Annotated in this window: 2 protein-coding genes; one reads left to right on the plus strand and one right to left on the minus strand. The window is 37.3% G+C overall.

Annotated elements, in window-relative coordinates; all coding sequences use genetic code 11:
• Positions 1–292, plus strand: a 292-nt coding sequence (locus IQ228_RS25900; protein WP_228044093.1) for a hypothetical protein, incomplete at its 5' end; no start/stop codon positions are given.
• A gap of 263 nt (positions 293–555) precedes the next feature.
• Here IQ228_RS25900 and rsmI read toward each other — a convergent pair.
• Positions 556–1,410: a 16S rRNA (cytidine(1402)-2'-O)-methyltransferase gene (rsmI, locus tag IQ228_RS25905; protein ID WP_027402264.1), complete on the minus strand. Its 855-nt coding sequence runs from the start codon at positions 1,408–1,410 to the stop codon at positions 556–558.
• Between the last annotated feature and the right edge of the window lie 167 nt (positions 1,411–1,577).

The raw sequence follows: 1,577 nt of genomic DNA on the forward strand, positions 1-1,577 counted from the left end.
AGTCAATCAGAAAATGGAGAAGCAATTTGCTCAAGTCAATCAAAAACTAGAAATTATTGATGGTAGACTAAATAAACTGGAAATTGGACAGGCAGAATTATCAGGGGAAATTAAAACCCTAGATGGAAAACTATCAGGGGAAATTAAAACCCTAGAAGAAAAAGTTATTGGTATTGATAAAAGACTAGATAACCAAGAATTTATTAATCGTGGAGTTCTAGTAGCAGTGATTATCGCCTTAATCAGTGGAGTAGTCAAACTATTCGGTTTCTTCCCCACTGGTAAAATCTGAAAACCTTAATGGAATAAAATAGTCCTCTGGGAGATTAGTGTAGCTTTTATTACAAAAAGTCAGTAAAAATGACAGGTAACAGCCAAATACTAGGGTATGTTAGCGACTAGTAACGCACCATTGGTAAAGACTTTGGGTGTAGCATAGCGATCGCTATATAATATAGTAACGCACCATTTTAAATCACTATCCTGTACATCCTTTCATCCTGGATATCCTGATTCAGTTTGTCCTATTCTAGATCCTGATCATCGTTTCTATACTTAACTGCTAAGTTCAATTGTCAAAGCTAGTTGATAGAGATAGCGACGAGATAAACCCGTATCCTTTGCTATCTCACGACTAGCTTGAGAACGAGAAATACCCTGTTTAATCATTGATAATAGTTCGTTTTTTAATTCGGTTTCTGTGAGTTGAGGCTTACTAGGTGGATTTCCAGCTACTAAAAGAGTATATTCTCCTTGGGGTTCTTTATCTTGGTAATGGGTAATCCCCTCGGCAATTGTTCCCCGCCAAAATTCTTCGTATAATTTCGTCAGTTCTCGTGCTATAACTAGAGAGCGATCGCCTCCCAAAATTGCCCCCAAATCTGCTAAAGTATCCCGTAACCGGTGAGGTGATTCATAAAAAACCAAAGTTCGAGATTCACCTTGCAAAGATTCCAAATATTTCTGGCGTTGTTGACTTTTAGCTGGTAAAAAACCATCAAAAATAAACCTATCTGTGGGTAATCCAGCCGCACTCAAAGCCGTAATTACGGCACTTGCACCGGGGATAGGAACAACAGTAATCCCCTCATCAATACAAGCCTTAATTAACTCATATCCTGGGTCAGAAATTCCTGGCATTCCCGCATCACTTACCAAAGCGATCGCTTTTCCAAATTGTAACTGTTCTAATAATTCGGGAATACGACTATTACTATTATGTTCATGGTAACTAACTTGGGGAGTTTTTACCTGAAAATGTTGTAATAATCTACCTGTGTGGCGGGTATCTTCCGCCGCAATCATGTCCACTGCTTGTAAAATTCTCACCGCTCTAAAAGTCATATCTTCTAGATTACCAATGGGTGTAGCGACAATATAAAGTGTTCCTGGTTTTGGTTCAGTTTGCATATTAATTTTGAACACGGATTAGATAATTTCAGAACACGGATTAAACGGATTTAATGATTTCACTGAATTAGATAATCTTCAATTTAATCTTGAACACGGATTAGATAATTCCAGAACACGGATTAAACGGATTTAATGATCTCACTGAATTAGATAATCTTCAATTT

Source organism: Dolichospermum sp. LEGE 00246 (assembly GCF_015207865.1).
In the GTDB taxonomy this organism is placed as follows: Bacteria; Cyanobacteriota; Cyanobacteriia; order Cyanobacteriales; family Nostocaceae; genus Dolichospermum; species Dolichospermum heterosporum.

What these genes read in the sequence shown, in the direction of transcription:
- rsmI (WP_027402264.1), bottom strand. Translation starts at nt 1,410, where the DNA reads ATGCAAACTGAACCAAAACCAGGAACACTTTATATTGTCGCTACACCC.